The following is a 3352-nucleotide window of genomic DNA, read 5'->3' as shown; positions in this document are numbered from 1 at the left end:
CCTCATCCTGAGGAGCGCCGCCCCGCGGCGCGTCTCGAAGGATGGGCAACGGACGCGGTGCTCGTTCCCACCCTTCGAGACGCATCGCTGCGCGATGCTCCTCAGGGTGAGGTTATCGGGCCCGTTCATAATCTGTTTTCTAGCTGCTTTCCTTTCGCGTCAGCCTCTCAGGATGAGGTAAGTGCTTGAATCGACTCAGTTCATTTCCGGTCAGCCTCTGAGGAGCGCGCCTCAGGCGCGCGTCTCGAAGGATGGGCCACACACACGGCACTTGTTCCCACCCTTCGAGACGGGCGCTTCGCGCCCTCCTCAGGGCGAGGGCGATCATGGCTGACATCCTCGCCGCGATCCGCGAGGGCGAGGTGCTGCCGGCCACTGGGACGTCGCACGGTCATGTACGGCTGAAGGACGGACGGCTCGCGCGGATCGCCTACGCCTACGAAGACGATCCGACGGCGGCGGCGCGATTGCATCTGCAGGCCGAAGCCTTTCGCCATCTCGCCCCCGCGGGGCGCACGCCGAAGCTCCACGAGGTGATCGAGCCGCGGCTCGGACTGCCCGGCGGGGCCTTGATCGTCGATTTCATCGAGGGCCGGGCGCCGCGCCTGCCGGACCAACTCGACGCGATGGCCGACACGCTGGCGCGGCTTCATTCGCTGCCTTTGCCGGTGGCGGGCGCTCCGATCCCGCGTCAGGACAATCCGTTCCGTACGACGCTCGATGTCGTGGAGGAGGGCGCCCGACGCTTTCTCGACAAGGCCGTTGCCGATCCCGGTGCCCGTGCCGAGATATTCGAAGAACTCGAGCTCATGCGCGCGATGGCAAAGACGCTGGCGCATCGCCCGCAGCCTCTCACGATCGCGCTGGCCGATACGCATCCCGGCAACTTCATCGTCGATCGTGGCGGCCTCGCCTGGTTCGTCGACCTGGAGAAAGTCCATGTCGGTTCGCCGGCGATCGACCTCGCGCATGCGACGTTGCCGACTTCCACCGTGTGGCATCCCGATGTCGGCAAGGTTCTCTCCCTTGCCGAGGTCGAGGGCTTCTACGACACCTATCTCGCTCGGATCGGAGAGACGCGTGCCGCCGAGCTGCGCCCATGGCTGCAGCCGATGCGCCGCCTCACCTGGCTGCGCACCACCCTGTTCATGGCGCGCTGGAAGGTGCAGACGGAAGCGCTGCGCGATCCCTCCGATCCCTCGCAATGGAGCGACGCCGGCCTGTCGCCCGAGATGCGGGAGCATCTGCGCGCGCGCATCGCGTTCTCGTTCGAGGTAGAGACGATCCGCTCGATCCGCGCCGAGTGGCTATAGCGGCTTCACCATGCGCAGCGTTTCAGTCTGGAAGCCGCGGCGCTCGTAGAACTCGACGGCATGGCGATTGTCGGCGAACACGTCGAGGCAGAGGAAGCGGTAGCCCTGCGCCCGCGCCCAGCTCTCGGCGGCTTCCATCAGTCGGTGTGCGATCCCCTGGCCCTCGGCGCCCTCGGCCAGTGCCAGCAGCGAGACGTAGCCGCAGGGCTCGTCCGTTACGCCGTCCTTGAACGGGCGCATGTGGATGTAGCCCAGTCGCTGTCCGTCGGCCGACCAGGCGACGAGCGTCTGCGCCGCCGCATCCACGGATGCGAAGGTCGCTTCCATGTAGCGGTTCTGGAACCCCTCCATCGCGGCAAGATCATGCCAGGCGGGGCTGGGCACGCCGGACAGGCGCGGCGAGAGGCTGTGCAGGAAGTCTCGATCTTCGGGGCAGGCGGGGCGTAGCTCGATGGCGCTCATGGTGTCTCTCTAGGGGTGGTCCTATCCCGAGACAATGAACCCCTAGAGACAGCGGCTTGACTCGTTCTCTTTTTGTTCTAAGACTCGGGCCATGAAAGAGCCCGTCCCGCCGCTCTATCCGGACGACCAGATCGCCGAGCCGCAGCACAACGGGCGGGGCGCGCTCAGCAACGCGACCAGCCGCTATGACGACGAGAAGCGCATCCGCACCAACGATGGCTGGGACATCGAGGACGAGCTGCCGCCGCTGCGCACGACGCTGACCAAGGATGCCACCCGCACCATCATCGCGCGCAACAGCTCGCCCGACATTCCCTTCGACCGCTCGATCAATCCCTATCGCGGCTGCGAGCATGGCTGCATCTACTGCTTCGCGCGGCCGACCCATGCCTATCTCGGCCTGTCGCCCGGCCTCGATTTCGAGACGAAGATCCTCTTCAAGCCCGAGGCGGCGGCGTTGCTGACCGCCGAGTTGGCCTCGCCGAAATATCGCTGCGACGTGGTGGCGATGGGCACCAATACCGATCCCTACCAGCCGGTCGAGCGCGACCTCAAGATCACGCGCCAGATCCTGCGCGTGCTCAGCGACTTCAACAATCCCGTCGGCATCGTCACCAAGAACCACCTGATCACCCGCGACATCGACATTCTGGGGGACATGGCCAAGCGCAACCTGGCCGAGGTGTTCTTGTCGATCACGACACTCGACCGCGATCTTGCGCGCACCATGGAGCCGCGCGCCTCGGCCCCGCATCGACGGCTCGACGCGATCCGCGAACTCGCGGCGGCCGGCATTCCCGTCGGTGTGATGACGGCGCCAATGATCCCCGGCCTCAACGATCACGAGATGGAAGCGATCCTCGACGCGTCGGCCGCGGCCGGCGCCACGCGCGCCGGTTACACGGCCCTGCGCCTGCCGCTCGAGATCAAGGAGCTGTTCGAGGAATGGCTGCGCGCCAACCGCCCCGACCGCGCCGAGCGCATCCTGTCGCTGGTCCGCCAGATGCGCGGCGGCGAACTCTACAAGGCCGAGTTCGGTACGCGCATGAAGGGCGAGGGCCCGATCGCGCAGCTGCTGAGCCAGCGCTTCTCCGCCGCGGTGAAACGCCTCGAGCTCAACCGCGTCCGCTACCGCCTCGACACGATGCGCTTTGCCGTCCCCGCCGCCGCCCGCACCGCCCTGGTCGACGCCAGGCGCGACGGACGGCAGATGAGATTGTTCTAGAGTCTTCCCAAGCAGGACGGAATCATACCCACTCCTCATGCTGAGAGCTTGTGAATCTTTGAGCAAGGCATGGAGAGACGTCACTTTTGAGATGTTTTCGAATCCTGGCCGCCTTCTCGCGATTCGATTTCGTTCGTGCTTCGTGGATCGCGAGAATCAAAATTGCGCGGTGGTCGGGCGTACGCTTCGCAGTCGAATACATTCACAAACTCTGAGGAGCGTCCCATCGGGACGCGTCTCGAAGCATGGGCACGAGCACCGAGCCTGTTGCCGATCCTTCGAGACGCGGCCTGCGGCCGCTCCTCAGGATGAGGGCGTGCGGGTCGACTTGAAGCGGAAAGCCGCTACGCCA

3 protein-coding genes are annotated in these 3352 nt (G+C 65.7%); 2 read left to right on the top strand and 1 reads right to left on the bottom strand.

Translation table 11 applies throughout. The annotated features are described in order from the left end of the window. Positions 1-326: 326 nt before the first annotated feature. Positions 327-1313 carry an aminoglycoside phosphotransferase family protein gene (locus Q7V45_RS18145; RefSeq protein ID WP_304854551.1) on the top strand — a complete coding sequence of 329 codons (987 nt, stop codon included), beginning with the start codon at positions 327-329 and terminating at the stop codon, positions 1311-1313. Here the strand turns inward: Q7V45_RS18145 and Q7V45_RS18140 are convergent. Then, on the bottom strand, positions 1308-1775 hold the full coding sequence (locus Q7V45_RS18140) for a GNAT family N-acetyltransferase (RefSeq protein ID WP_304854549.1): 468 nt from the start codon (positions 1773-1775) through the stop codon (positions 1308-1310). The genes Q7V45_RS18145 and Q7V45_RS18140 overlap by 6 nt on opposite strands. A gap of 91 nt (positions 1776-1866) precedes the next feature. Between Q7V45_RS18140 and Q7V45_RS18135 the strand changes: the two genes are divergently transcribed. Further along, entirely contained in the window at positions 1867-3000 is a 1134-nt protein-coding gene (locus Q7V45_RS18135) for a PA0069 family radical SAM protein (RefSeq protein ID WP_304854548.1), read from the top strand. The last annotated feature ends 352 nt before the right edge of the window (positions 3001-3352 follow it).

This window comes from Reyranella sp. (assembly GCF_030651995.1).
In the GTDB taxonomy this organism is placed as follows: Bacteria; Pseudomonadota; Alphaproteobacteria; order Reyranellales; family Reyranellaceae; genus Reyranella.
The sequence above is the reverse complement of the archived record's forward strand: the minus strand, read 5'-3'. Positions and strand labels throughout refer to the sequence as shown.